Here is a 27,000-nt window from a genome sequence, read left to right on the forward strand (position 1 = left end):
TCCCTTTATCAACAAGTATAAAAAACATGCATACCGCATACTTTTTTACTAATTTTACATAACGGAAAATGTGGCATTCCACTCTCTTTATATCGATATAACCTGCAAAATGTTCAATAAATATACTCAGAAAAAGGTTAAATCTTTGTACAATCGCACATTATTGCATTTTGAAACCGTTTCTGCTTTCTCTATTCAATTATTATCCGTACTTTTGCCCTCCGTATATTTTTTATAACCCCTTAAATTCAATTCGTTTATAAAAAATGAGAAAATGGCGTATTGAGGACTCCGCCGAACTATATAACATCAACGGGTGGGGCCTGAAATATTTTTCGATCAACGACAAAGGGCACGTCGCTGTAACGCCCCGGGAGGGAAGCACATCGGTCGATTTGAAAGAATTAATGGACGAGTTACAAGTCCGCGACGTCACATCGCCCGTATTGTTACGTTTTCCCGATATTCTCGATAATCGTATCGAGAAAATATCCAAATGTTTTCAACAAGCGGCCGACGAATATGGTTACACGGCCAAAAACTTCATCATCTACCCCATCAAGGTCAACCAAATGCGACAGGTGGTGGAAGAGATCGTCAGTCACGGTAAAAAATTCAACATCGGCTTGGAAGCGGGTTCCAAACCCGAATTGCATGCTGTATTGGCAATCAACACCGATGAAAACTCGCTCATCATCTGTAACGGATACAAAGATGAAAACTACGTCGAACTGGCGCTTTTGGCTCAAAAGATGGGACGGCGCATCTTCCTTGTCGTGGAAAAATTGAACGAACTACGTCTCATAGCCGATATTTCCAAACGCTTGAAAATACGTCCGAACATCGGGATTCGCATCAAACTGGCAAGTTCAGGCAGCGGTAAATGGGAAGAAAGCGGAGGAGACGGAAGCAAATTCGGGCTCAATTCCAGCGAATTGTTAGAAGCTCTCGATTTCTTGGAAAAAGCCAAGATGACCGATTGTCTCAAACTGATACACTTCCACATTGGCAGCCAAATCACAAAAATACGACGCATCAAAAATGCGCTCAAAGAAGCCTCGCAATTTTATGTCCAGCTCCAAAACATGGGATTCCATGTAGAGTTCGTCGATATCGGCGGAGGCTTGGGTGTCGATTACGACGGAACCCGTTCCTCATCGAGCGAAAGCAGCATGAACTATTCTATACAGGAGTATGTCAACGACTCCGTCTCGGCGTTGGTCGATGCTTGCGCTAAAAACAATTTGCCGCAACCGAACATCATCACCGAGTCGGGACGATCGCTTACTGCCCATCATTCCGTACTAGTATTCGAAGTACTGGAAACTACCTCGCTCCCGATATGGGACGAGAAAGAAGAACTCGGTGAAAATCCTCACGAACTGGTAGACGAGCTCTATAAAATATGGGACAACATGAATCAACCCCGGTTGCTCGAATCGTGGCATGATGCCCTGCAAATCCGGGAAGAAGCGCTCGACCTGTTCGGGTTGGGTCTGCTCGACTTACGTACCCGTGCCCAGATAGAGCAACTATTCTGGTCTGTGGCTCGCGAAGTGAACGAAATCGCCTCCGACATGAAGCATGCTCCCGAAGAACTTCGGAAAATCTCCAAACTTCTGCCCGACAAGTATTTCTGCAACTTCTCTCTGTTCCAGTCGTTACCAGATTCATGGTCGATCGACCAACTTTTCCCCATCATGCCCATCAGTCGGCTCGACGAGCGCCCCGACCGCACGGCAACCATACAAGACATTACTTGCGATTCCGACGGAAAAATCAATAATTTCATCTCGTCGCACGGAGCGAACTCGCACCTTGCCGTACATGCGCTCAACAACAAGGAGCCCTATTACATAGGCGTATTCCTCGTGGGAGCCTATCAAGAGATATTGGGAGATATGCACAACCTCTTCGGTGACACGAATGCCGTGCACGTCAGCGTGTACAAAGACCGCTACGAAATAGACCAAGTCATCGATGGCGAGACGGTGGCCGAAGTCCTCGACTACGTGCAGTTCTCACCCAAGAAACTGGTTCGCAGTGTGGAAACATGGGTAACCTCGTCTATGAAAGCCGGCATCATCACTCCCGAAGAAGGTAGAGAATTTCTCTCCAACTACCGATCGGGTTTGTACGGATATACCTATTTAGAAAACGACTAACTTTTCACATGGATTATCGGGACACGAGTTTCCCGGTAATCCATTCCTATTTAAAAATGCAACGCTATTTCATCTACCTCTCTTTCAACGGTGCGCAGTATCATGGCTGGCAAATACAGCCCAATGGAATCACTGTGCAAGAAGTCCTTGAAAAAGCGTTAGCCACATTGCTCCGCCGTGAAACTCCGGTGACAGGAGCGGGACGAACCGACGCCGGCGTCAACGCCCGACTCATGGTTGCCCACTTCGACGCTCCAATACCCCTCGACAATCCGACCGAAACGGCCGACAAACTCAATCGTATTCTGCCGCCCGACATAGCTGTCTACGAAATACGTCCCGTCATTGCCGAAGCACACAGTCGATTCGATGCTTTGAGTCGCACCTACAAATACTACATAATAGATCACAAATCACCATTTATCGAATCCTTCGCCTGCCGTTATCGGGGAGATCTCGACTTCGACAAAATGAATACGGCGGCCGAACAGCTCTACCGATATACCGATTTCACCAGTTTTAGCAAACTGCATACCGATGTTAAAACCAATAATTGCCGAGTGACATTCGCCCGCTGGGAACCCGAAGGCGAACGACATGTATTTACCATCACTGCCGACCGTTTCCTCCGTAACATGGTGCGGGCCATCGTAGGAACGCTGCTCGATGTAGGACGGGGAAAACTTTCGGTGGAGGACTTCGGCCATATCATCGAGCAAAAAAACCGTTGCGCCGCTGGAACTTCGGTCCCCGGCAAAGCGCTCTTTCTTCACGACATCGTTTATCCAGACCACCTTTTCCTGCCTCGTTAATCCTTACACGACCTGTGAAAATCAAACACATCACACAAAACAAGGCCGACTTTCTTGACCTGCTTTTATTGGCCGACGAAAGCGAAACTATGATAGCCCGCTATCTTGACCGCGGCGAAATGTTCGCCTTGTATGATGACGATTTGAAAAGTACCTGTGTTATCACACAAGAAGGGAAAAATCTTTACGAGATTAAAAATCTGGCCACCTATCCGCCATTCCAACGACAAGGATATGCCCGTCGGCTAATCGAATACATAGAAAATCGCTACAACGCACCCGGCACGATACTGCAAGTCGGCACAGGCGACTCGCCTCTCACGATACCCTTTTACGAGCATTGTGGGTTCCGCTACTCCCATCGTATTCCTCGTTTCTTTACCGACAATTATCCGCACCCCATCTTCGAAGGAGGGAAACAGCTCGTCGATATGATCTATTTGAGAAAAGAACTCTAAGAAATTCTTTCGAAATTTCCCGGACAACGACTCTTGCGCGACCACCTATCGAACCGCTTTCTTCCGCTTCGTGATTACGAAATATAGCCCCAACAAGACAAACGGGATACTCAATATCTGCCCCATATCGATAGGCAATACATTCTCGAAATCCACCTGCCGCTCCTTCAAGAATTCGATAAAGAAGCGGAACAAAAATATCACAGTAATACACAACCCGAAGTAAAAACCTCGCCCGTAATTATCCTTTTTATATCGAGCGACCCCGACCATAATCAAGAAAAACAGAAAATAAGCGATAGCCTCGTACAACTGAGCCGGGTGACGAGGGAGCATATCCACACGCTCGAATACAAAAGCCCACGGCACATCGGTGGGCAAACCTATAATTTCGGAATTCATCAAGTTGGCAAGCCGTATGAAACCCGCCGCCAACGGTGCGGCGATACCCATCATATCGAGAATATCGAGATAATGAATCTTGGTCTTGCGACAAAATATAGCAAGGGCTATAATCAACCCCAACGTTCCACCATGACTTGCCAATCCCGCATATCCCGTAAACTTCCAATCGCCATCGGGATAAAAGTGCACTGGCAAAACGATTTCCAACGGGTGACTCAGGTAATAGTCAGGCTCATAAAACAAACAATGTCCCAACCGTGCCCCGATAAAAATACCTAAGAAACTGTATAAAAACAAATTCTGAAACGTATCGACAGGTAAACCCTTCGATTGATACAATTTATAAACCACCTGACTGCCCGCCAAAATGGCGATAAACCAAAAAATACTGTACCAACGTATCGCAATGCCGGCAATCGAAAACAATATGGGATCGGGATTCCAATGGATATATAGCAACTCCATAATTTACAACGATGTATGTTAAAGAAATAGTACAAGCCGAGAGTGGAAACAAATTCACTTGGTTACACCGGGGCACAGTCTATTTTCGTAAAATGCAAAGATAACGCAAGGCACGAAAAGGGCAAAACGGACTTGTCCATTTTTTATTTCGAATCACTACCTATCTGCAATAGACTTTTCAAAAAACAACACAAACAAAGTCCTAATCTACCATCTTCTCCCTCTTTCCCAATCTCATCGGAAATAAGCAGGAGAAGATGGGGCGAAGAGACCCATTCAGTCAGACACCCGTTCCACTTACACCAAACATCTATTTGTAAAAATTAAAACAGTTTCTAACTTTGCAAGCGATTTACAGATATAACTAAAAGATACAAAAGATGTGGTTATCACTCGCTTTTCTCTCGGCTTTCCTATTAGGCTGTTACGAAGTCTGTAAAAAGAAATCGCTCGACAACAACGCTGTCATTCCTGTACTCTTTCTCAATACCTGTTTTTGCAGTCTGTTGTTCCTCCCGTGTATTGTCCTTTCCTACGGGTTTCCCGAACTTATGCGAAATTCACTCTTCTATGTGCCCCCTTCCACCGGTCACGAGCATATTTATATCATAGGCAAAGCGGCGCTCGTCCTCACATCATGGACTTGTGCCTATTTCGCCACCAAACATTTGCCCATCACCATAGCCGGGCCAATCAAGGCTTCCCAACCCATTCTCACACTCATAGGAGCATTACTCATCTTCGGCGAGCAACTGAATCTCTACCAATGGATCGGAGTTATTCTGGCGATCGTCTCGTTCATTATGCTATCCTTCTCCGGAAGAAAGGAAGGCATCAATTTCAAACACAATATCTGGATTCTCTTTATAGTCCTCGCCACAATCACCGGTGCGGCCAGCGGGTTGTACGACAAATATCTCATGTCGCACGGCTTCGACCGAATGACCGTACAAGTATGGTACTCCTACTATCAAATGGCGATGATGACCGTTATTCTCTTTGTGTTATGGTATCCCAAACGTAAGCATACCACACCTTTTGTTTGGAAACCCTCTATCTTTTTCATCTCCTTATTTCTCGTTTGTGCCGACTTCGTATATTTCTACGCCCTCAGCTACCCCGACTCCATGATTTCTATCGTCTCTATGGTACGTCGCAGCAGTGTCGTCGTCAGCTTCATAGCCGGCGCATTCCTGTTCCGAGAAAAAAATATCCGTAGCAAATCGTTCGATTTGATACTCGTCCTATTGGGTATGTTCTTCCTTTATCTCGGCACAAAATAAAAAACGGTAACAATATTTACGGCTGTTTTTTTGGCTCACAGAAGCAAATATGATTACTTTTGTGTCAAACGATCGTTATGAAACTAAGGAATCTGTTATTCTGTTTATGCTCGATAGTCACCTTGACATCATCGGCAATAGAACCAGTAGCGCAATTATTCATTGCCATGCCCGACTCGCTCGTCCCCTCTATCGAAATAAACCGGAGGAAGGACTTGATCGATTTGATGCACGCCGGACAGAAAGCCGAGATTGTCACGAAACTCGGCGGTAAAGCCGAGATGACACTGCTACAAGACAGCCTGCTCTCGATCGACCTGTCGAAACGCAGTAAAATGGAAATACGGTGGTATGATACAACCGGCAACGATACGATTATCGCTCTTGTCAATACGGTATATGCCCCGGCGGGAGACAGTCGCATACGGTTTTTCGACACTGCATGGAAGGAACTCCCCGCTTCGGAACGCATTCGCCAGATACGACGGGAAGAGTTTTTCCAATTCCCCGATAGCTTGACAAAGGCAAAAAAAGAAGACTTGTTACGTCCGGTAGACATTTTCCTTGTGGAGTACAACTTCGCTACCGACGGTTCTCTATGTGCCCGGCAGTCATGGGCAAACTATCTAGACAAAGAATCATTCGATCGTATCGAACCCTATCTGCAAGATTCAATCGTGTTGCATTGGAACGGAAAAAGATTCAAATAAAACAACCTCACTTTCCTGAACAGAATCAGATTCAATCGCAGCGATAATCATCTTATATCATCAGAGACCAAACGGGCTCAGTCGATAATTAGTAGGGATTGACCTTGTATATTCCAACCCCTCTCCTCAGAAACCGTTGTTTCTTCGATGTCTCCCCTATACGGCTAACGCCACACAGGGGAGAAGGGTAAATACAATCTCCATCTCATTCTCCAAAATAATGCGGCAGAGGGGAAACTCATCCCTTACCGTTTCTCGCAACCCTATGGAGTATATGTCGCCAAACAAAATATAGGGAGAGGAGACACATAGTGACGGAAGAATCGGAAAACAGAAAGGTATTAACCTCCTGCCCTGCGCACACACGTACGATAGGGGAGGTGGCACGTAGTGACGGAGGAGTTCAAAAATACCCGCAGCAAGAGGGAACGGATTAGGGCATCCCCCTCTCCCCCTGCCGTGTCCCGTAGCTTTACGGGGTGTTCCCATAAAGGGATACAAGGAGAGTACCCGCAGGGCGAGGGGATTAAACTTTCAAAAAGCAATATATTGTCTTTCTCAATTCTTCTCCGAAGATATCCGGAATGAGGTTGTCGACAGAGATTCATCTCTAAAATCCAAGTCTATCCTCACAAATTTTCTACTAAATCACAAAACGGGGTTACCTTTACAGGTAACCCCGTTTAATTATACAAAAAAACCTCTTTAAAACTCTGCGTTTTTCGGTGTACGAGGGAACGGTATCACGTCGCGGATATTAGTCATACCCGTAACGAACAACAGCAACCGTTCGAATCCGAGCCCGAAACCCGAGTGGGGAGCCGTACCGAAACGGCGGGTATCGAGATACCACCACATATCCTTCATCGGGATATGCAACTCTTCGATACGAGCAAGCAACTTATCATAATTTTCCTCACGCTGCGAACCTCCGATAATCTCGCCGATACGGGGGAACAGCACGTCCATCGCCCGAACCGTCTTGCCATCGTCGTTCATTTTCATATAAAAAGCCTTTATCTCTTTCGGATAATCGGTGAGGATAACCGGTTTCTTGAAATGTTCCTCTACCAAGAAACGCTCATGTTCGCTCTGCAAATCGGCACCCCAATAGACTGGATATTCGAATTTATGGCCCGACTCTTCCAAAATTTTCACACCCTCGGTGTACGGCAACCGCACAAAATCGTTATCCACGACGAACTTCAATCGGTCGATCAATTCCTTGTCGTACATCTGGCACAAAAATTCGAGGTCGTCCTGACAGTGATCGAGCGCATAACGAATCAGGTATTTGAGGAAATCCTCCGCCAAATCCATATTCTCTCCGATTTCATTGAAAGCGACTTCCGGCTCTACCATCCAAAACTCGGCCAAGTGACGTGGCGTATTCGAATTCTCGGCGCGGAACGTAGGGCCGAACGTATAAATCGCGCCCAAAGACATCGCACCCAATTCACCTTCGAGCTGTCCCGATACAGTGAGGCTGGTAGGTTTGCCGAAGAAATCCTCGCTATAATCCACCGCTCCGTCCTCGGTCTTAGGTACTTGGTTCAAGTCGAGAGTCGTTACTTGAAACATAGCACCTGCACCTTCGCAGTCGCTACCCGTAATTAACGGAGTATTCAAATAGAAAAATCCCCGATCGTTGAAATATTTGTGAATGGCATAAGCCATATTGTGACGGATACGCAACACTGCTCCAAATGTATTCGTACGAGGACGCAAATGTGCGATTTCCCGTAAAAATTCCAGCGTATGCCCTTTCTTCTGCAACGGATATACATCGGGGTCGGCGCCACCGTAAAGTTCTATGCTATCGGCCTGTATCTCGGCCTGCTGACCTTTACCTTGCGACTCCACCAATGTACCGATGACACTAATACAAGCACCGGTCGTTATCGGTTTCATCTCCGCTTCCGAAAATTTGGAGAGATCCACCACGACCTGTATATTTTTAATGGTAGAACCGTCGTTCACGGCAATAAAGTTCACATTTTTATTGCCACGGCGCGTACGCACCCAACCCTTTACATTCACTTTTGTCCCGTAAAGAGATGCATCAAATGCATCGACGACTTTGGTTCTTTTCATTGTTTCCATACTTTCCTATATAATTGTACACTTTTTTAAGCATCGCCCCGTACGGAGAACCGTTCGGGACGTGATAAACATTTCTTATTCGAATGAACCCATCTGCAACATGTTCACCTCTTGCTGAGTGAGGTAACGCCAACGTCCCCGTTGCAAGTTCTTCTTGGTAAGCCCGGCGAAATAAACCCGGTCGAGTTTAACCACACGATACCCTAAGGCTTCGAAAATACGACGCACGATACGATTCCGACCCGAATGAATCTCGATACCCACTTGGTTCATATCCGTCTCGTTGGCATAACTTACGGCATCGGGCTGTATAGGGCCGTCTTCCAATTCTATACCATCGGCGATTCGTTGCATATCCTCCTCGCTCACATCTCGGTCGAGCCACACATGGTATATCTTTTTCTTGATAAATTTCGGGTGCGTCAGTTTCGATGCAAGGTCGCCATCGTTCGTCAGCAGTAGCACACCGGTCGTGTTGCGGTCAAGACGTCCCACCGGATAAATACGTTCGGTACAAGCGTTACGCACGATATCCATCACCGTGAGCCGTCCTTGCGGGTCGTCCGATGTAGTCACACAATCCTTAGGTTTATTCAACAACACGTAAATCTTGCGTTCCAAAGTCACCACCTTGCCACGGAATGTCACCGTATCATTACGGGTAATCTTCGTTCCCAGTTCGGTCACGGCAACCCCGTTGACCAACACTTCTCCGGCTTGAATAAATTCGTCGGCCTCACGACGGGAACAGATCCCTGCATTAGCCATAAATTTATTCAGACGAATCGGTTCATTCGGATCCACCTCCGGCAACTCATATTCGATGCGCTGCGGGCGGCTGAACACCTTATTATTCCGACGCGGTTGCTGGCGATTCTGATTATATCCTCCACGATTATTATACCCCCGGTTATTATATCCGCCCGGGCGATTGTTTTGCTTCGGATAACGAGGTCTCTCACTTTCCCCGTAAGGCTGCTGAAACCCCTCTCCCACTTCGTTATTACGATTATAATCCTGATTATACCTCGGAGTATTGTTGTAGTTATTGTTCCGACGGTTGTTTCCGTAATTGCCCTGACGGTTATTGCTATACCCTCCCTGACGATTACCATAGTTGTTAGGACGTTCGTTGCCGTAAGAACGATTTCCTCCATCTCCATAGTTATTGCGGGGATAGTATGGTCTTTCCGCATTCGCACTGTACGAGGAGTGTCCCTCTTCTCCTCCATTTCTTCTGTACTCTACTTTTTCATATCGCTCGGTCGCACCTTCGCGGTTCGACATTCCGATGCGCGGACGCTTAGCTCTTTTTTCGCTTTCCATAGAAATTGTTTGTAATTAAAAATACAAGCCTCTCGGCCTATTAAAAACATCTGTTATAAATGATAGTTCTTTTTTCTCATAAACAAAAATTCGTGCAAACCGAAAGTAAAAACAAATTTACTATCGAGCCGCAGCCTATGTTTGTAAACACGTTGCAAAGATACGAAGGATTTTTCATTTTGCTTCTATTACAATCGAATAAGTTGTTATTTTCTGCTTAAAAAAACAAAAGCTCGGGCCTTTTGTTCGTCCGGCTCGCAAAGAATCTGCCTTACAACCGTTCAAAGCAATAAATACATACTCAATACGGGAATCAGTGAAGATTGTCCTTGCATATTTAACCCCTCTCCTCAGAAACGACTGTTTCTTCGGCCGCTCCCCTATCGCTATGCAACACAGGAGAGAAGAGTAAAATCTATCCCTGTGCCGAAATGAGAATTACCATTTTAACCTTTTCTTCCTATTGTATCTATGTGGCATTGCCGGACATTTCAGCCTTTTTTTTAGAACAGTGAGGGATTGGAGTGAGATTATTAAAACCTCTTCCCTGCCGTGTCCCGTAGTATTACGGGGTGTTTTGCGACAGCAAAATATAGGGGCGGTGTCCGAAGGACAGAGGGGTTAAATAAAATTATCCGCAACAGAGGAAACATATCAAAGTATCAACACCCTCCCTCTGTTCATCGCAGATGAGATAGGGGGAGTGCCCGAAGGGCAAGAGGATTAAGCCTTCAAAAACATAATACATTATCTTTCCCAATCCTTCGCCGAAGAGATCGAACTGTTGCTATCGTCAAGAATTTCATCGCTAAAATTCATGTCTATTCCTTCTGATTTTCTGCTGAACCCAATACAGAACCGACATGCGATAAATGTCGAAGGAGAATAAGAGGCTCTCTTATTCTCCTTCGGTTACAAGTCTCATTTTTATTTTTCATCTAATCTTGCGAGGCTTCCCCACCTCATCAAAACCCGGTATATGAGTGAGGAGTTATCTTTCGTAATTCCTCTTTTACCGATTCCGAAACATCGAGCGTATCGATAAATTCCCGTATGGAGTCGGCATTAATTACCGTATTCGTCCGTGTCAAAGCCTTCAAAGTCTCGTACGGGTGAGGATAACCCTCCCTCCGCAAAATCGTCTGGATACCTTCGGCTACCACATTCCACATTTGATCGAGATCGCGATATATAGCCGGTTCGTTCAGTAACAGTTTATTCAAGCCTTTGATTGTACTATGGAAGGCAATTAACGTATGAGCCAAAGGAACACCCACATTCCGCAACACGGTCGAATCGGTCAAGTCGCGTTGCAAGCGCGAAACCGGCAACTTCGAAGACAAGTGGTCCAATATGGCATTGGCTATTCCGAGATTCCCCTCCGAATTTTCATAATCGATGGGGTTCACCTTGTGAGGCATTGCCGACGACCCCACTTCTCCCGCTTTGATTTTCTGCTTGAAATACTCCATAGAAATGTATTGCCAGAAGTCCCGGTCGAGATCTATCACAATCGTGTTGATACGGCGCAATGCATCGAACAGAGCGGCGAGATTGTCGTAATTCGAAATTTGAGTGGTCCATTCCTCCCGGTCTATCCCCAACCGCTCCTTCAAAAACCTGTTCCCGAAAGCCGGCCAGTCGATATCGGGATAAGCAAAACGATGAGCATTGAAATTACCGGTAGCTCCTCCAAACTTACCACTCACCGGAACCGATTCGAGCAAAGCCATCTGCCGCTCCAACCGATAGCCGAATACCCGTATCTCTTTCCCCAGACGGGTGGGCGATGCCGGCTGCCCGTGAGTTTTGGCAAGCATGGGAATATCTTTCCATTCCTCGGCATACCGGTTGATAATAGCCAGCATATCTTTCAACACCGGGAAATAACAATCGTGCAAAGCCTCTTTCAACAAAAGAGGAACCGACGTATTATTAATGTCTTGTGAAGTCAACCCGAAATGGATAAACTCTTTATAAGCCTCCAAATGCAATTCGTCGAATTTCTCTTTGATGAAATACTCGACAGCCTTCACATCATGATTAGTAACAGACTCTATCGACTTCACTTTTTCGGCATCGGCCTCCGTAAAATCGGCATATATCTTGCGCAACGCCGGGAATAAATCAGGATTTACCCCCGAGAGCTGAGGCAGCGGCAATTCGCACAATGCAATGAAATACTCGATTTCGACCCGTACCCTATACCGGATAAGTGCCCATTCCGAAAAATAAAGCGACAAATTTTCCACCTTATTGCGATAGCGGCCATCGACAGGAGATATGGCCGTGAGTGATGATAATTCCATAGTCTTTTATTTGAAATAGAGTACAAAAATACGATTTCCCCGGCAATTTTTACACAATAATTTCATTTTTTGTTTTGCAGATAAAAAAATAGTATTACCTTTGCAACGCTTTTCGGCAAACTATCCGGGCGTTTAGCTCAGCTGGTTTAGAGCATCTGCCTTACAAGCAGAGGGTCGGCGGTTCGAATCCGTCAACGCCCACTATCCCGGATAAAACCCTGTGGGGCGAAAGCCTACGAAAACAGGGGCGTTTAGCTCAGCTGGTTTAGAGCATCTGCCTTACAAGCAGAGGGTCGGCGGTTCGAATCCGTCAACGCCCACAAAATCTTGGACAAAACCTTGTTGAGCGAAAGCTCAAGAAAACAAGGGCGTTTAGCTCAGCTGGTTTAGAGCATCTGCCTTACAAGCAGAGGGTCGGCGGTTCGAATCCGTCAACGCCCACTACCCCAAAAACAACTATATATGTCCGCACTTGTAAGAATCAGTCTTGCAGGTGTTTTTTGTTTTATGGCAAAGCCTACTCTTTACCATACATAATACAGAAGATGCAGCCTACCATTTGCATATTAGGAAAAAATAGGTCAGTAAAAATTTAGTGGGGATTATTCTTGTATATTCTCTCCCATATATAGCTAACACCGTTCTCCGTAATACTACGGGATATAGGGGGAGGGAGATACATCACTCTGTTCCTGTTATCGAATTTTTACAAAAAAAGCGCCTGCATTTCTGCAAGCGCTTCTGTGACCCCGGAGGGACTCGAACCCTCGACCCAATGATTAAGAGTCATTTGCTCTACCAACTGAGCTACGGAGTCGACTTCTTAGACGGAACGGGTGCAAAGGTAACTCTTTTCGAGAAACCGGCAAACGATTATTCAAAAAAATTTCTCGCAACCACTATTTTTGACACTCCGGCAAACGATCCGGCTATCCAAGACAGTCATCTTCTCCCGAAACCGCACTGTTCCAATCCATTCTTTCCGACTCTTCAAACGTATAAAGCTCCGACGGGTGATTACGGGTAAGTGCCACCAACTCCACATCTTTACCCACTCGTATGCCTTCCTCGTAAAGTCGGTTTTCCACCGTCTTATAAGCCAGTTCAGGGTGATTGTTATCCCCGCTGAGATGACATAGAAAAATATTTCGCAAAGCCGGCGTATAGATTCGAGCCAAATATTCGGCCGTACGGGCATTGTCCATATGGCCGCTATCGGCAAGGATACGTCTCTGCAAATGAAGAGGATAAGAACCGTTACGCAACATCGCCTCATCGTAATTCGATTCGATGACCAGATAATTAGCTTGCCGCAAATATTTATCTGCCGTAGGCGTGATATGCCCCAAATCGGTCGCAAAAGCAAAATACAAATTCCCGTAAGAAATAAAAAAGCCTACGTTGTCGCTCCCGTCATGGGGTACTTCGAAGGCTGTAATCGTAAAATCCTTGATCTTGAACGGAATCTCTTTTACAATAGGCCGATGAGCGCTGTAAATTTTATCGACCATACAATAATTACGATTCATTCCGTTCTTGATGGCCTCGGTGGTATAAATGGGTATGCCGTATTTTTCGCCTAATGTCCCTGCCGCCTTGATATGGTCGGCATGGTCGTGGGTAATGCACAGAGCAACGATTTTTTCAAAAGGGATACCATACTCTTTCAAAACCTTCTTGATCGTCCGCACACCCTTGCCGGCATCGATCAGTATGCCATACTCCTCGTTTCCCAGATAATAACAATTGCCGCTACTGCCGCTGGCAAGGCTTAGAAATTGTAAGCTCATATCCTTTTTTCTCCTCGGGGCACAAAGATAGCTTTTTAACGGCACAATTGAAAATTATCGAAGGTAAGATATTTAGAATCCGTTTAAATTTCTTCGATCTCCGACGAAGCATAAAGGCAAAAAAAAACGATTCTGCCAATAGAGATTGTCCTTCATCTCCCCAGCCGTGTCTTGTAGCATTACAGGGTGTTTTGTGGCAAATAAAATATAGGATAAAGTGTCACGAAGAAACAAAAGGGTTGAAAAAACAGAAAGGTATTAACCTCCTCCCTGCCGTGTCCCGTAGCCTTACGGGGTGTTTTACAACGCAAAATATAGAGGAGGTGTCCACAAGACGGAGGGGTTGAAAAAAAATAACCACAGCAGAGAGAGCGGATTAGGGCATCCCCCTCTCCCCCTGTGTTTCCGCAAGGAAATATAGGGGGAGTACCCACAGGGCGAAGGGGTTAAACTCTATAATCAAAGGGAAAAAATCTACTTATAAAGTAAAAAAATGGCAGGGGTTTTCTGATAATCATACTTCGTCTTCGCCCACTCACCCAACGAGAGCGTACGAATACTTTCATCGGGGCAAGAAATACCCGCCGCCACGCACAACCTCGTATGAGGACGACAGGCACGCACCAAATCCTCTATCATCTTATGATTACGATAAGGCGTTTCGATAAATATCTGCGTCTGCCCTTCGGCATATACCCGTTGTTCGAGCTGCTTGATTCTCTTTATCCGTTCTCCCGCCTCGATAGGCAGATAACCCTGAAAAGCGAAACTCTGCCCGTTGAATCCCGAAGCCATCAGCGACATCAATATCGACGAAGGGCCCACCAATGGAACCACAGGCAAATGCTCCCGCTGGGCGATCGCCACAACATCGGCCCCCGGATCGGCCACAGCCGGGCAACCGGCCTCCGAAATCACGCCTGTCGCATATCCCCGCCGCAACGGTTCGAGAAAACCCGACACCTCCGTCGCCTCCGTGTGACGGTTCAATTCATAAAACGTCAAGTCGTCGATACAAATATCGGGATTTGATTTTTTGAGAAACCGTCGAGCCGAACGCACATTCTCTACGATAAAGTGACGTATCCCGGCTATTACTTCGCGGTTATAAGAAGGTAGCACCTGCTCGACCGGCGTATCGCCCAGAGGAACAGGAATCAGATATAATGCGGTTTTGAGCATACAAATTCGATTTATCGGCAAAACCCATTTTCACCGTTCGACAAAAATAGGTATTTTTGCCCAAAGAGAAAAACAGAAACTGTTATGACAGACCTGCCTGCCCCATTTATCGAACGTACCCGCCGATTACTCGGCGACGACTATCCCCGCTTTGCCGAGGCCCTCGAATCGGAATCTCCGACAAGCATACGGCTCAACCCTTCGAAAAGTACTCCGACAGGCACGATAGGCGATCCGGTTCTCTGGGCTCGACATGGGTTCTATCTCTCTTCCCGGCCAACGTTTACCTTCGACCCCCGGCTTCACGCCGGAGCCTATTACGTACAAGAAGCGGCATCGATGTTCCTCAATCGGGTAATACGGCAATACGTTCATGAGCCGGTCCGTTATCTCGACCTTTGTGCCGCACCCGGTGGAAAATCGACCGATGCCGTTGCGTCGCTCCCGGTCGGCAGTTTAATCGTCAGCAACGAAGTCATACCCAACCGGGCGCATATCCTCGCCGAAAACATTGTCAAATGGGGATCGCCCTATTGCATAGTCACCCGCAACGAAGCCTCGGCATTCGGCGCACTCGAAGAATACTTCGACATCATTGCCGCCGATGTCCCTTGTTCGGGAGAAGGTATGTTCCGCAAAGACCCCGCCGCCATCACCGAGTGGTCAGCGGCGAATGTGGCGCATTGCGCCGAGCGACAGCGCGCCATTCTCACCGATGTGTGGAACGCTCTACGCCCCGGCGGATTGTTCATTTACAGCACCTGTACCTACAACACCGAAGAAAACGAGGAGATGATCGGTTTCCTCCGAAAAAAGTTCGGGGCCATACCTCTCACAGTCGATATCGACCCAGCTTGGAACATAACGCCTGCACTCGTTGGCGATCTGCCCGCCTATCGCTTCATGCCCCACCGTACCCGGGGCGAAGGTCTCTTTATGGCAATCCTTCGGAAACCGGGCGAACCCGGTGAAACTCGACGAGAGGCTCTCCTCTCGACAGCCGAAAAGACAGAGAAACGCAACAAAAAAAATAAAACACCCCGAATAGCTATACCCGATGAATGGAGGCTTCTCGTTGCCAACCCCGACCGCTATACATTCATATCCGACGAAGAGAAAATTATCGCTATCCCGGCCGAGTATACAACCGATTATAAACTCCTCGACCGGAATCTCGACCTGTTGCACGCCGGTATCACCGTAGCCACGCTCAAAGGAAAAGACTACGTGCCACATATCTCGCTGGCACTCTCCACAGCTTTCGACACGAGCCAAGTCGTCCGCTACGAGGCCTCCCTCGACACAGCCCTTGCCTACCTCCGACGAGAAAGCCTCTTCCTGCCCACCGACTTACCCCGGGGATATATACTTGTCTCCTATGAAGGATTTCCCCTCGGCTGGGCAAAACATCTTGGCAACCGAACCAACAACCTCTACCCGCAAGAGTGGAGAATCCGTAGCGGATATACGCCCGATACTCCGTTCGAATTGAACATCGCACCGAAATAACGACATAAATCTTCTCTCGGACTTTCCCTCTGGCACTGCGTGCCACCTCCCCTATTGCTGACGCCACAAAGAGGAGGAGGAAAACACATACCTCTCTGTTCCTGTCATCAAAAGTATTAACACTTCTCCCCTGCCGTGCCCCGTAGTATTACGGGGAGTTGCGTTAGCGATATAGGGGAGAGACAGAGGAGCGGTAGCGACGATGAGAGGGGTTAGAAATACTACATCATTCTTGCTTATGGTATTGAAAAACGACATCTCATCAGTCTGCTTCTATCGGACATATCCCTTCCTCCCTACTTTTACCCGATACCGATCGGGTAAAAAAATTCAATCATGCCATAAAATGCGAATGCCCCGACCATACATTTGCCTCAAAAAAAGTATGGAAACACAAGAACAGAAATTCACCCGGGAACTGGCAAATAGCCGTATGCAAATAGAACTGTTACGCAATCAAGTATTGCTGCGTTATTACGCACAATTGCTCGAACTCGATATTATGCAGCATCCCAAAGAAGTGAAAACGCTCATGAGCAGCATTAACACCCTCGAACGTTATGCTCGCAAATACACCCCCAAAGACTCTGCCGAGGTTACTCCCGTCTCTAACGAAATCCAACCGATGACAAACGGGAAAGAAACGGCAACAAACACAGTTCCACACGAAGGAGAAAAAACCGAAACTATTGAACCGAAAAAAATACAGAATACGGCTGTCGCAAAACCCACCCCACATACGCCGGTCGAACCGCCACACCTCCCGTCAGTGACAAATTTCCCCGAAGGAATAAAGATAAAGAAAGTTGTCCATCGAAGTAAAACACACCGAAAATAACCTCCGGGGGAAACACAAAGTCGATTTTTCGACCACACGGTCGTCTCCGGCATCAATTTTCATATATTTAAACTTACCGAATACAAAAAGCACATTCGATATAAAAATAAATAAACTTGTTTGTTCTGCGCTCGACTTTCATTATATTTGCACGTGATGCAAAGGAAATCGAGCCCGGCCGTGCAAAAAATTTTCACATCGGGTCATTTGTTTTTTCTTTGTACAGAAACAACGGGCAGAAGCAGTAACTGCATCGCTCTTTATATTCCTCCTTAAAATACAGCCCTATGAAAACTCTGAAACTGATAAAAAACGACCCGTGGCTGGCTCCTTATAAACAGGCTATCGAAGGCCGGCACAATCGTGCCGTGGAAAAAATTTCGGAACTAACCGGAGGAACAGGAAACCTTTCCGATTTTGCCGACGGCTATCTTTACTTCGGATTACATAAAGAAAACGGCCACTGGGTATTTCGGGAGTGGGCGCCCAATGCCAATGCTATCTATTTGATAGGAAACTTCTCGAACTGGAAAGAACGCCCCGAATATCGGTTATTGGCCATCGGCAGAGGAGTATGGGAAATAAAACTTCCACTCGATACGTTACACCATCTCGACTTTTACAAACTATCCGTACACTGGCCCGGAGGACAAGGAGAACGCATTCCGGCTTGGGCCACGAGAGTCGTGCAAGACCCCGAAACATATATCTTCTCGGCACAAATTTGGGATCCCGAAAAGCCTTTCGTTTTTTCAAAAAAGCCGTTTCGCCCCCAAACCTCCCCGCTACTGATTTACGAATGTCACATCGGTATGGCGCAACAGGAAGAAAAAGTTGGCAGTTATACCGAATTTAAAGAAAAGATACTTCCCCGCATTGTTGCCGACGGATACAACGCCATACAAATCATGGCTATACAAGAGCACCCCTATTACGGTTCTTTCGGGTATCACGTATCCAGTTTCTTCGCCCCGTCGTCCCGCTTCGGGACACCCGACGAATTGAAATCGCTCATCGACGAAGCTCATAAAATGGGAATAGCCGTCATTATGGACATCGTACACTCTCACGCTGTCAAGAACGAAGTCGAAGGGTTAGGTCGATTCGATGGCTCGTACAACCAATACTTTTACGGCGACCACCGGCGAGAGCACCCCGCTTGGGACTCTTTGTGTTTCGACTATGGAAAAAACGATGTAATCCACTTCTTGCTCTCCAACTGCAAATACTGGCTCGACGAATTCAGGTTCGATGGGTTCCGGTTCGACGGCGTCACCTCGATGCTCTATTACAACCACGGTTTGGGACAGGCTTTCGGTTCGTACGACGACTATTACAACGGAGGGCAGGACGACAACGCCATCGTTTATCTCACTCTGGCCAATGAACTCATTCACCAAGTAAATCCGCGGGCGATAACCATCGCCGAAGAAATGAGCGGAATGCCGGGATTAGCAGCGAAATTCAACGACGGAGGAATAGGGTTCGATTACCGAATGGCTATGGGAATACCCGATTTCTGGATAAAGACCATTAAAGAGAAAAAAGACGAGGACTGGAAACCCACGGCCATATTTTGGGAACTGACCAATCGGCGTTCCGATGAAAAGACCATCAATTATGCCGAGAGCCACGACCAAGCACTGGTCGGCGATAAAACCATTATTTTCCGGCTCATCGACGACGTCATGTATTGGCACATGAGCAAGGGAGATACCAATCTGATCGTAGATCGAGGCATGGCCCTGCATAAAATGATACGGCTGGTAACCCTCTCGACCATCAACGGCGGTTACCTCAACTTCATGGGAAATGAATTCGGCCACCCCGAATGGATCGATTTTCCGCGTCAAGGAAACGGCTGGTCCTATAAATACGCCCGTCGGCAATGGGACCTCGTAGACCGAAACGATTTGAAATATCAATACCTCGGAGCCTTCGACGAAGCCATGATTCACATCATAAGCCAAAAGAAAAAATTCGAACGAACCCCTATTGTCAAACTCTGTGAAAACGACGGAGACCAAGTACTCGCATTCCTGCGCGACGATCTGCTTTTCGTATTCAACTTCCACCCGTTCAAATCCTTCAACGGATACGGCATTTTGGCCCCGACAGGAGAATACGAACACATACTCAGTAGCGACGATCCTGCATTCGGAGGATACGGACTCATCGATATGAAAGTGAAACACCTCACCCGACACGATCCGTTATTCGAAAAAGACAACAAAGAATGGCTCATGCTCTACCTCCCGGCACGGACAGCTCAGATTTTAAGATGGAAAAAGCCCGAACCCGGAGAAACGAAGAATGCAAGTAAATCGAAAAAATCGGCAGGTTCGATAAAAAAAGAGAATAAAAGCAAAAAGAAATAGTCCATCGACAATCCGTTTAGATATGGAAAAGCGTAATAAATGCAAAGCTCGAAATGCAGTAATTCACACAATTGGCATTTATTAAGTAGTAATCTTTCATTCGGAAGCTCATGAAAAAAATACTTGGAACGCTACTGATACTCACAAATATCGTGATATTCTCCGGTTGTACTTTTATTAACGAAGAAGAAAAATTCAATCCGGTCGCTTTGAAAATCGAAAGTACAGATTTGGCACAAACGACCCGAGACGAATATACGATACCGGCGGGAGGAGGGCAGCTAACTGTTTATAGTGCAGAAGAAAAAAATCCTTTTTGCCTCGTCAACTGGTTCGAAGTAAACGGTGTGGAATGCTACCTGAACGGAGTAGAAAATGATTTATACAACGACAGGGCAGACTATTCCTACGACTGGGGAGAAATTATCATCTCATCGGCCACTCTACCGGTCAAAAACAATATTACAATTCGTCCGAATCTTTCCGGGAAAGAGAGGAAAATTCGCATAGGACTCAACTGTTTCAAATACGATTATAGAATTCTGGATATAATCCAACTTTCGAATGAAAGCAACCCTTAACGAGCTTTACAAAATCGAGTTACGACGAAGATAGTCTATTGAGAAAGCCATGATACCGAAAGTAATCGAACAATTACCGAGGACATTTTTGCCTCTTACAGAATCTCCTGCTCGAATTTCCGGCACTCCACCGACGAAAATCGAAGAAAAGAAACAAGATAGATACATGTTTGTAACGCTTCTGTAACATCAATATCGTTTCTTTGCGAGTGAAAAAACATGCAAATTGGACATTATGGAAACGTTCTATCTGATCATCGTTATTTTTATCTTTCTCATCGCCATTTTCGATTTATCGGTGGGAGTCAGTAACGATGCCGTCAACTTCCTCAATTCGGCTATCGGGGCAAAAGCAGCCCCCTTCAAAGTAATTATGGCGGTCGCCGCAATAGGAATCTTTGTAGGAGCCTCCATGTCGAACGGTATGATGGATATCGCACGGCATGGAATATATCAGCCCCAATATTTCTACATGAACGAAATCATGAGTATCTTGTTGGCGGTCATGCTCACAGATGTAGTTTTACTCGACATATTCAATACGATGGGACTTCCCACATCGACCACCGTATCGATGATATTCGCATTGTTAGGCGGCACATTTGCTTTGGCTATCGTGAAAACGATAAATAGCGCAGGAGCCTTGCAAATGGGAGACCTCATCAATACAGACAAAGCTCTGCAAGTAATCGTAGCCATTTTCGTATCCGTAGCCATCGCCTTCTTCTTTGGTGTTTTGGTACAATACATCGCCCGCTTGATTTTCAAATTCAATTACCAGAAACAGTTAAAATACTTCGGTGCGCTGTTCGGCGGATTCGCGGCTACCTCCATCATCTATTTCATACTTATCAAGGGATTAAAAGAGTCCACGCTGATGACTCCCGAAAACCGCCAATGGATTCACGACAACACACAAATACTTTTAGGCTGTTGCTTCCTATGCACGACAATACTCATGCAAGTACTCATGTGGTGTCGCATAAACATTTTGAAAATAGTCGTCTTGTTGGGAACTTTTGCTCTGGCATTAGCTTTTGCGGGAAATGACTTAGTCAACTTTATCGGTATGCCTTTGGCCGGTTATTCGACCTACCACGACTACATCGCCAACAGCAACGGCGTCAGTCCCGATCAGTACTTGATGACCTCTCTTCTCGATTCGGCTTCAACGCCTTCCATATTCCTCATCGGTTCAGGTATAATTATGGTTGTCGCCCTGCTCACCTCCAAAAAAGCACATAACGTAATCAAAACTTCTCTCGACCTATCCCGCCAAGAAGCCGGAGAAGAAAGTTTCGGGACTTCTCCCATCGCTCGTAAATTGGTGCGCATGACAACAAATACATCTTCTTTTATTGTCAATAACATACCGCCCAAAGCCAGAACTTGGCTCAACGCCCGATTCGACAAAGACGAAGTCATACTCGAACACGGTGCGGCATTCGACTTAATTAGAGCCTCGGTAAATTTGGTGCTTGCCAGCTTGTTGATCGCACTGGGAACCTCGTTGAAACTACCCCTATCCACTACCTATGTCACCTTTATGGTTGCTATGGGTACATCTCTTGCCGACAGAGCTTGGGGACGCGATAGTGCCGTTTACCGTATCACCGGAGTCATCTCCGTTATCGGAGGTTGGTTTCTCACGGCCGGAGCCGCTTTTTTGATTTGTTTTACAGTGACGATGATTGTCTATTTCGGAGGTAGTATCGCTATTATCCTGTTGGGAGCATTAGCCGCTTATATGCTCATACACAGCCAAATATCATACAATAAAAAACTAAAACAAGAAAAAAACAGCTCGCTGGCACAACAAATGGTCGCCAACAAAGACAAGCAAGAAGCACTTGTCTTATTGAGAAAATTCAGCCGGGAAGAATTCGCCAAAGTCCTCGAATGGAGTGCCGACCTATATCATCGAGTCACCACCGGTTTCCTCAACGAAAGTTACAGAACCCTGCGCAAAGCGATGGGCGATATAGAAACAGAGCGGCGATACTTCAAACAAGTAAAACGTTTGGGAACCATAGGAGTCTCCCACTTGAATGACAAAGTAGGATTAGAAAAAGGTCTCTATTATTTTCAAGGGAACGATTTCTCTTACGACATTATCCACTCCATAAAAAGGACCTGCGAACCTTGTTTGGAACATACCGACAATAATTTCAATCCTTTGGAGCAAAGTCAGAAAGACAGCTTTGGAGAGATAGCGCAATCGATCGTATCGTTCTTGGAGGAAAGCCGGCAATCGATCGAAAAAGATGCGTTCGGAGATCTTGCCGCCCTCTACAATCAAGGGAATATACTCATCAATCAATTAGGTGTACTCAAACGGGAAGAAATACGTCACATGCGGGAACAAGTCTCCTACATCAAAGTAGGAATCGTTTACCTCACTGTCATTCAAGAATCCCAAAATGTAGTAGCTTATACGATAAACCTGTTGAAAATGAATCAAAAATTTCAGGAAGGGAATTAACAATCATATAAAGTCTCAATTTGCATCTTTTAATTTTTGAGAACTTGGGTTGCCTTTTGCGGGAGTAAAGGGCAACTCTCTTTTTATAGACAAAAATAGGGCTTATCATTTCTGAATATGCCCTATCGGTTATAACGACTCTGTCGATAATTTAGCAAGGATATGACTCCGTGGTAAATCAGGAGGAGTTATGTTTTTTACCCATCTAACCCCTCTCCTCAGAAACTGTCGTTTCTGAGGTCTCTCCCCTATTGCTAACGCAACTCCCCGAATGCTACGGAACACGGCAAGGGAGAAGGGTAAATGTAATCCTTCTCTTTCGATAAAATAATGTGGCAGAAAGGTATTAAACCTCCTCCTCTGTGTTTTGCACCGCAAAATATAGGGGAGGTGTCCGAAGGACGGAAGGGTTAGTTCTACAAAGATACTATATGCCATCTTTTCAACCCCTCTCCTCGTCGCTATCGCTCCTCTGTCTCTCCCCTATATTTCCCCTACGGAAACACAGGGGAGAAGTGTTAGTACCTTCGATAACAGGAACAGAGAGGTATGTGTCTCCCTCCTCCTCTGTGTGGAGCAGCCATATAGGGAAGGTAGCACACAGTGACGGAGAGGTTAAAAAATATCCGCAACAGAGGAAACGTATCAACCTCATCGATTAGTCCGAAATGTGATTATTTACAAAGAATTCATCTCTAAAATTCAAGCCTATCCCCCACGGATTTTCTACCGAATCGTTGTGCTTCGATTTTGTATTATTTTTCTTCATGAGGAACGATACGAATCCCCACGTCGGAAATTCCTCTGATACGATCGTCCCGCATAGCTTGTTGCACAGTGAAGACATGTTCCTTCTCGCCCGAAAAGCGGAAATCGTCATTCAGCAAAACCTCCTGCTGATAATAAGAGCCCCAACCTCCGCCCGACCATCGTCCGAACTCATCGGCCAATTCACAATTTACCGTATCGGTTTTCAAAACTCCGCCCTCGTCGTTGTAAGAAACGAAAAGCCACAAATTTCTATACGTATAATCTCCGTTATGCCGCAGAGACAAATAGACATCATACCGGTTCACAGTATCGGGAACTTCCGGTGTAAAGCGTTGTACGTCCCGTTTGAACCAGCCGTTTTTAGGAAGGGTATTAAACTCGTTATACACATCGGTTCGCCCGCAAGAGACCGTGCCTCCCAACAAAAGACAAACGATACCTGTATTTACCAAGTTCCTCCACATACGCCCATCTATTCTTTCTTATCGGAAGCGGCAGGTTTAGACGAATTGTTTTCACTACCGTTGCGAGCAGCAGCCGTATGGTTGCCATTGTCATTTCCGCCCTTTTTATTTCCATCGCGGGAAGACTTATTCTGATTCCGATTGTTATTATTAGAACGGTTATTGCGCTCGCCCGACTGTTGACGACGATTGTTATTACCTCCGTTATTATTCCGTTTCTTATTTTTCTTCGCCTTATCGAAGCGAGTCAAACTATCTTGTCCCACCACGTCTTCGAAATCACGACGTTCGGGAGCACGAGCTCCGGCTTCCGACTCCAATGTATCGGGCTTTATTCCTTTCTTATTCAAAGCGATTACCTCGAATACCCTATCGGCAGAAATCGTTACCAAATTGGCGGCAATAGACTTATCGGTCGAATAAGTCATCTCACGTTTGAAAATATCGGTTTTGAAGTGATAATAGGTATTCATCTTCGTTTCCAACGGAATCTCTCGCGATGGTAACCGCTTCTGGGCTTCCACGTATGCATCAGCCTCATAATTCAAGCAACATTTCAATTTGGCACATTGTCCGGCCAACTTTTGAGGATTGAGGGCTATATCTTGGAAACGGGCAGCACTGGTCGCTACCGAGACAAAGTTGGTCATCCAACCCGAACAGCACAATTGACGACCACAGGGTCCCAAGCCCCCGATACGTCCGGCCTCCTGACGCGCCCCGATCTGCTTCATCTCGATACGCACCCTGAACGCTTCGGCCAACACTTTAATCAACTGGCGAAAATCGACCCGCTCGTCGGCAATGTAATAGAAGATGGCCTTATTACCGTCTCCCTGATATTCGACATCGCCGATCTTCATATTCAAATGCAAATCTTCGGCAATCTTGCGGGCTCGAATCATCGTATCATGCTCTTTCGCCTTAGCTTCTTCGAATTTTTCCAAGTCGTTGGGTTTGGCTTTCCGATAGACACGCTTTAACTCAGGATTATCGATCTTTACATTGTTCTTTTTCATCTGTATCAAGACCAAACGCCCGGTGAGAGTAACCTCACCGATATCATGACCGGGCGAAGCCTCGACAGCGACCAAATCGCCGGGAGCGAGTTTGATATGAGTTGTATTACGGTAATATCCTTTTCGGGTATTTTTGAAACGCACCTCGACCAAATCGGTATCGTCGTGCGATTCGGGAATATCGGACAGCCAGTCGTAGACTTCCAATTTCGCACCTTTCCGACGACAAGCGCACGGGTCGAGTTGTGTTTTTTCCGACGGATTTATCGTATTGTTATCGTTTGTATTATCCATTTTGAATTTGTCGTTAACAAGAACAAAGCCATAGATCGTACACGAATTTCATTCGGGTAACGCCCTACGGCCTCGTCATTCGTTTTTAAAGTGGAGCGGTATGGCGTCTCCTTGTTATTTGGCGAAACTTACAGCCCGAGTTTCCCGGATAACAGTAATCTTCACCTGACCGGGATAAGTCATCTCGTCTTGAATACGTTTTGCAATTTCGGTAGACAAGTTTTCGGTTTCGGCATCGCCTATCTTATCGGCTCCGACAATCACCCGCAATTCGCGGCCGGCCTGTATGGCATAGGTCTTCAACACGCCCGGATAAGACAGAGCCAACTGTTCGAGATCGTTCAACCGTTTAATGTAGGCCTCGACGATTTCACGACGGGCGCCGGGACGAGCTCCCGAAATAGCGTCGCACACTTGTACGATAGGAGCCAACAGACTGGTCATTTCGGTTTCGTCGTGGTGAGCTCCGATAGCATTACAAATGTCGGGCTTTTCCTTATATTTCTCCGCCAACTTCATGCCTAACAATGCATGCGGCAATTCGGGTTCCTCATCGGGCACTTTACCTATATCGTGCAACAAACCGGCCCGACGGGCTTTCTTGGGATTCAAACCGAGTTCCGAAGCCATAACGGCACAAAGGTTCGCCGTTTCACGAGAGTGTTGCAGCAAGTTCTGCCCGTAGGAAGAACGGTATTTCATTTTACCCACCAGACGAATCAATTCGGGATGCAGACCGTGCACGCCTAAATCAATGGCAGTGCGTTTACCGGTCTCGATGATTTCTTCCTCGATCTGTTTACGCACTTTGGCAACCACCTCTTCGATACGTGCCGGGTGGATTCGGCCGTCGGTTACCAACTGATGCAAGGCCAGACGGGCGATTTCACGGCGAACGGGATCAAAAGCCGAAAGCACAATGGCTTCGGGGGTATCGTCCACGATAATTTCCACCCCGGTAGCCGCTTCGAGAGCTCGGATATTACGACCTTCACGCCCGATAATACGACCCTTGATTTCATCGGATTCGATGTGGAATACCGTAACCGAGTTTTCGATAGCCGTTTCGGTCGCTACCCGTTGGATACTTTGTATCACGATACGTTTCGCTTCCTTATTGGCCGTCATTTTGGCATCGTCCATGATGTCGTTGATATAAGAAGCTGCCTGCGTCTTGGCTTCTTCCTTCAAAGATTCTACCAAACGTTCTTTCGCTTCTTCGGCAGAGATTCCCGAAAGGTGTTCGAGCCGTTCCACTTCGGACTTATGGAGTTTTTCCAGTTCTTGTTTTTTCTTCTCTACCATTTCGAGCTGAGTATCGAGGTTGGCACGAATGGCATCGGTCTCACTTTTCTTCTTTTGCAGGTCTTGTTGCTGCTGGGAAAGCTGCATTTCCCGTTGTTTCAGTTTAGCCTCGGCCGACTGTATCTTGGCATTGCGAGCATTCGCCTGCTTTTCCATTTCGGCTTTCATGTGGATAAACTTCTCTTTCACTTCGAGCAGCTTGTTTTTCTTAATTACTTCGGCTTCTTTTTCGGCCTCTTCCAAAATCGTTTTCGACCGAGTCGCCAGCAGATAGCGGTTCACCAGAAAGACAACAAGCCCCCCTATGACCAAACCGCCAATTACTGAAAAAATCAATAGTATGTAATTCAT

The 27,000-nt window shown here is 46.3% G+C and carries 19 protein-coding genes and 4 tRNA genes; 13 read left to right on the top strand and 10 right to left on the bottom strand.

Going from position 1 to position 27,000, the window contains the following annotated elements:
• The first annotated feature begins 266 nt into the window (after positions 1-266).
• The 3 genes from speA to NBH06_RS07940 are packed head-to-tail and all read left to right on the top strand — an operon-like array spanning position 267 to position 3,435.
• The gene (gene speA / locus NBH06_RS07930) at positions 267-2,165 is read left to right on the top strand and encodes a biosynthetic arginine decarboxylase (RefSeq protein ID WP_250793650.1); all 1,899 of its coding nucleotides are present in this window, start codon (positions 267-269) and stop codon (positions 2,163-2,165) included.
• 56 nt (positions 2,166-2,221) lie between these two features.
• On the top strand, positions 2,222-2,977 hold the full coding sequence (truA, locus tag NBH06_RS07935; RefSeq protein ID WP_250793765.1) for a tRNA pseudouridine(38-40) synthase TruA: 756 nt from the start codon (positions 2,222-2,224) through the stop codon (positions 2,975-2,977).
• A 14-nt stretch (positions 2,978-2,991) separates the two neighbouring features.
• On the top strand, positions 2,992-3,435 hold the full coding sequence (locus tag NBH06_RS07940) for a GNAT family N-acetyltransferase (protein WP_250793652.1): 444 nt from the start codon (positions 2,992-2,994) through the stop codon (positions 3,433-3,435).
• A 45-nt stretch (positions 3,436-3,480) separates the two neighbouring features.
• Here the strand turns inward: NBH06_RS07940 and lgt are convergent, their stop codons facing one another.
• Entirely contained in the window at positions 3,481-4,305 is an 825-nt protein-coding gene (gene lgt, locus NBH06_RS07945; RefSeq protein WP_250793654.1) for a prolipoprotein diacylglyceryl transferase, read from the bottom strand.
• Positions 4,306-4,685: 380 nt separating this feature from the next.
• Here lgt and NBH06_RS07950 point away from each other — a divergent pair, with 380 nt between their 5' ends.
• Together NBH06_RS07950 and NBH06_RS07955 are read left to right on the top strand one after the other, a co-directional pair.
• Complete coding sequence (locus tag NBH06_RS07950) at positions 4,686-5,588, top strand: EamA family transporter (protein ID WP_008862737.1); 903 nt, start codon at positions 4,686-4,688, stop codon at positions 5,586-5,588.
• 77 nt (positions 5,589-5,665) lie between these two features.
• Entirely contained in the window at positions 5,666-6,298 is a 633-nt protein-coding gene (locus tag NBH06_RS07955; protein WP_195554995.1) for a DUF3256 family protein, read from the top strand.
• Between the two features lie 705 nt (positions 6,299-7,003).
• Here the strand turns inward: NBH06_RS07955 and asnS are convergent.
• From asnS to purB, 3 genes are all read right to left on the bottom strand, one after another.
• Positions 7,004-8,401 (bottom strand): asparagine--tRNA ligase, encoded by a 1,398-nt coding sequence (gene asnS, locus NBH06_RS07960; RefSeq protein ID WP_040296184.1) that lies wholly within the window; start codon positions 8,399-8,401, stop codon positions 7,004-7,006.
• 75 nt (positions 8,402-8,476) lie between these two features.
• Positions 8,477-9,727, bottom strand: a complete 1,251-nt coding sequence (locus NBH06_RS07965) for a pseudouridine synthase (RefSeq protein WP_021891525.1) — start codon at positions 9,725-9,727, stop codon at positions 8,477-8,479.
• 965 nt (positions 9,728-10,692) lie between these two features.
• Positions 10,693-12,036, bottom strand: a complete 1,344-nt coding sequence (gene purB / locus NBH06_RS07970) for an adenylosuccinate lyase (RefSeq protein WP_155013025.1) — start codon at positions 12,034-12,036, stop codon at positions 10,693-10,695.
• A gap of 126 nt (positions 12,037-12,162) precedes the next feature.
• On the opposite strand from purB, the gene NBH06_RS07975 reads away from it, so the two are divergent.
• From NBH06_RS07975 to NBH06_RS07985, 3 genes are all read left to right on the top strand, one after another.
• A tRNA-Val gene (locus NBH06_RS07975) sits at positions 12,163-12,237 on the top strand.
• A 44-nt stretch (positions 12,238-12,281) separates the two neighbouring features.
• Positions 12,282-12,356: transfer RNA gene (locus NBH06_RS07980), tRNA-Val, on the top strand.
• Positions 12,357-12,402: 46 nt separating this feature from the next.
• A tRNA-Val gene (locus NBH06_RS07985) sits at positions 12,403-12,477 on the top strand.
• Positions 12,478-12,780: 303 nt separating this feature from the next.
• Here the strand turns inward: NBH06_RS07985 and NBH06_RS07990 are convergent.
• The 3 genes from NBH06_RS07990 to NBH06_RS08000 form a co-directional block, all read right to left on the bottom strand.
• Positions 12,781-12,853: transfer RNA gene (locus NBH06_RS07990), tRNA-Lys, on the bottom strand.
• 112 nt (positions 12,854-12,965) lie between these two features.
• Positions 12,966-13,826, bottom strand: coding sequence for an MBL fold metallo-hydrolase (locus tag NBH06_RS07995; RefSeq protein ID WP_021890880.1), 861 nt, complete (start codon positions 13,824-13,826; stop codon positions 12,966-12,968).
• Positions 13,827-14,300: 474 nt separating this feature from the next.
• The gene (locus NBH06_RS08000) at positions 14,301-15,008 is read right to left on the bottom strand and encodes an SAM-dependent methyltransferase (RefSeq protein ID WP_250793656.1); all 708 of its coding nucleotides are present in this window, start codon (positions 15,006-15,008) and stop codon (positions 14,301-14,303) included.
• An 84-nt stretch (positions 15,009-15,092) separates the two neighbouring features.
• On the opposite strand from NBH06_RS08000, the gene NBH06_RS08005 reads away from it, so the two are divergent.
• From NBH06_RS08005 to NBH06_RS08025, 5 genes are all read left to right on the top strand, one after another.
• The gene (locus NBH06_RS08005) at positions 15,093-16,517 is read left to right on the top strand and encodes a methyltransferase RsmF C-terminal domain-like protein (RefSeq protein WP_250793659.1); all 1,425 of its coding nucleotides are present in this window, start codon (positions 15,093-15,095) and stop codon (positions 16,515-16,517) included.
• 385 nt (positions 16,518-16,902) lie between these two features.
• Positions 16,903-17,355, top strand: coding sequence for a hypothetical protein (locus NBH06_RS08010; RefSeq protein WP_046416605.1), 453 nt, complete (start codon positions 16,903-16,905; stop codon positions 17,353-17,355).
• 287 nt (positions 17,356-17,642) lie between these two features.
• A complete protein-coding gene (locus NBH06_RS08015) occupies positions 17,643-19,733 on the top strand; it encodes an alpha amylase C-terminal domain-containing protein (protein WP_008862747.1) in 2,091 nt (696 codons plus the stop codon).
• Between the two features lie 110 nt (positions 19,734-19,843).
• Positions 19,844-20,314: a hypothetical protein gene (locus tag NBH06_RS08020; RefSeq protein ID WP_021890901.1), complete on the top strand. Its 471-nt coding sequence runs from the start codon at positions 19,844-19,846 to the stop codon at positions 20,312-20,314.
• Positions 20,315-20,549: 235 nt separating this feature from the next.
• Complete coding sequence (locus NBH06_RS08025; protein WP_250793660.1) at positions 20,550-22,796, top strand: inorganic phosphate transporter; 2,247 nt, start codon at positions 20,550-20,552, stop codon at positions 22,794-22,796.
• Between the two features lie 755 nt (positions 22,797-23,551).
• On the opposite strand, the gene NBH06_RS08030 is transcribed toward NBH06_RS08025, so the two are convergent.
• From NBH06_RS08030 to rny, 3 genes are all read right to left on the bottom strand, one after another.
• Entirely contained in the window at positions 23,552-24,031 is a 480-nt protein-coding gene (locus tag NBH06_RS08030; protein ID WP_021890903.1) for a gliding motility lipoprotein GldH, read from the bottom strand.
• A gap of 8 nt (positions 24,032-24,039) precedes the next feature.
• Positions 24,040-25,344, bottom strand: coding sequence for a PSP1 domain-containing protein (locus tag NBH06_RS08035; protein ID WP_195329266.1), 1,305 nt, complete (start codon positions 25,342-25,344; stop codon positions 24,040-24,042).
• Positions 25,345-25,458: 114 nt separating this feature from the next.
• On the bottom strand, positions 25,459-27,000 hold the full coding sequence (rny, locus tag NBH06_RS08040; RefSeq protein ID WP_008862752.1) for a ribonuclease Y: 1,542 nt from the start codon (positions 26,998-27,000) through the stop codon (positions 25,459-25,461).

This window comes from Barnesiella sp. B2-R-119, from assembly GCF_023656675.1.
GTDB lineage: Bacteria > Bacteroidota > Bacteroidia > Bacteroidales > Barnesiellaceae > Barnesiella > Barnesiella intestinihominis.

What these genes read in the sequence shown, in the direction of transcription:
- speA (WP_250793650.1), top strand. Translation starts at nt 267, where the DNA reads ATGAGAAAATGGCGTATTGAGGACTCCGCCGAACTATATAACATCAAC.
- truA (WP_250793765.1), top strand. Translation starts at nt 2,222, where the DNA reads ATGCAACGCTATTTCATCTACCTCTCTTTCAACGGTGCGCAGTATCAT.
- lgt (WP_250793654.1), bottom strand. Translation starts at nt 4,305, where the DNA reads ATGGAGTTGCTATATATCCATTGGAATCCCGATCCCATATTGTTTTCG.
- NBH06_RS07950 (WP_008862737.1), top strand. Translation starts at nt 4,686, where the DNA reads ATGTGGTTATCACTCGCTTTTCTCTCGGCTTTCCTATTAGGCTGTTAC.
- NBH06_RS07955 (WP_195554995.1), top strand. Translation starts at nt 5,666, where the DNA reads ATGAAACTAAGGAATCTGTTATTCTGTTTATGCTCGATAGTCACCTTG.
- asnS (WP_040296184.1), bottom strand. Translation starts at nt 8,401, where the DNA reads ATGGAAACAATGAAAAGAACCAAAGTCGTCGATGCATTTGATGCATCT.
- NBH06_RS07965 (WP_021891525.1), bottom strand. Translation starts at nt 9,727, where the DNA reads ATGGAAAGCGAAAAAAGAGCTAAGCGTCCGCGCATCGGAATGTCGAAC.
- purB (WP_155013025.1), bottom strand. Translation starts at nt 12,036, where the DNA reads ATGGAATTATCATCACTCACGGCCATATCTCCTGTCGATGGCCGCTAT.
- NBH06_RS07995 (WP_021890880.1), bottom strand. Translation starts at nt 13,826, where the DNA reads ATGAGCTTACAATTTCTAAGCCTTGCCAGCGGCAGTAGCGGCAATTGT.
- NBH06_RS08000 (WP_250793656.1), bottom strand. Translation starts at nt 15,008, where the DNA reads ATGCTCAAAACCGCATTATATCTGATTCCTGTTCCTCTGGGCGATACG.
- NBH06_RS08005 (WP_250793659.1), top strand. Translation starts at nt 15,093, where the DNA reads ATGACAGACCTGCCTGCCCCATTTATCGAACGTACCCGCCGATTACTC.
- NBH06_RS08010 (WP_046416605.1), top strand. Translation starts at nt 16,903, where the DNA reads ATGGAAACACAAGAACAGAAATTCACCCGGGAACTGGCAAATAGCCGT.
- NBH06_RS08015 (WP_008862747.1), top strand. Translation starts at nt 17,643, where the DNA reads ATGAAAACTCTGAAACTGATAAAAAACGACCCGTGGCTGGCTCCTTAT.
- NBH06_RS08020 (WP_021890901.1), top strand. Translation starts at nt 19,844, where the DNA reads ATGAAAAAAATACTTGGAACGCTACTGATACTCACAAATATCGTGATA.
- NBH06_RS08025 (WP_250793660.1), top strand. Translation starts at nt 20,550, where the DNA reads ATGGAAACGTTCTATCTGATCATCGTTATTTTTATCTTTCTCATCGCC.
- NBH06_RS08030 (WP_021890903.1), bottom strand. Translation starts at nt 24,031, where the DNA reads ATGTGGAGGAACTTGGTAAATACAGGTATCGTTTGTCTTTTGTTGGGA.
- NBH06_RS08035 (WP_195329266.1), bottom strand. Translation starts at nt 25,344, where the DNA reads ATGGATAATACAAACGATAACAATACGATAAATCCGTCGGAAAAAACA.
- rny (WP_008862752.1), bottom strand. Translation starts at nt 27,000, where the DNA reads ATGAATTACATACTATTGATTTTTTCAGTAATTGGCGGTTTGGTCATA.